Below are 618 nucleotides of genomic sequence, written 5' to 3' on the forward strand. Positions count from 1 at the left end.
CTTAATTGACAGAGCTTATTATCCGGTACCTCTTTGCCCTGTTTTATCAATAATTCTATCTCACCTGAGATGTAATGCAGGGGCATTGCACCTAAACTTCCTGACACCCCTTTCAGGCTGTGCGCTGCGCGCTGTGCGTTGTCTATATCTTCGTTTAGAAGTTTATGTAATTTAGAACCATCTTCAGCATGATCTTGAATAAAGACCTCGAGCAACATTCGGACAGCGCCTTCATCGCCAGAAAGCGAATCCAGCATTCTGTTTATATCGATAAACGGTTCTTGCGGAGCCAGCAATTCTTGTCGCGAATCAGGGGTTAGCTCTTGCGTTTTATTCGCTTGAGCATCACTTGCCAACTCACGCGCTTTGTTCTCGTGTTCTAAAGAACTGGAGGCGTTTTCAGTTTGAGAAACGGCAGGCTCTGATGAACTTGAATTCGCCACCGCATTTTTAGAGAAGACAGCCCATGAAACCAACGCCAACAGACAACCGCTCACGACAATGAGCCAAAAGATAAAAGAAACCAGTTTTTGTTCGAGCGTAGCCTTCATCGACACCAACTGATTAGGAAAATCTGGCTTTAATAACTGATTCGCCAAATAACTGCCCTGTGCATTC

General features: G+C 44.8%; 1 protein-coding gene. It reads right to left on the minus strand.

The window, feature by feature from the left end; genetic code table 11:
• A partial coding sequence (locus R7E78_RS28045; RefSeq protein WP_411913780.1) for an Hpt domain-containing protein occupies nucleotides 1-618 on the minus strand: 618 nt, incomplete at both ends.

The organism is Vibrio sp. YT-19(2023), from assembly GCF_033337395.1.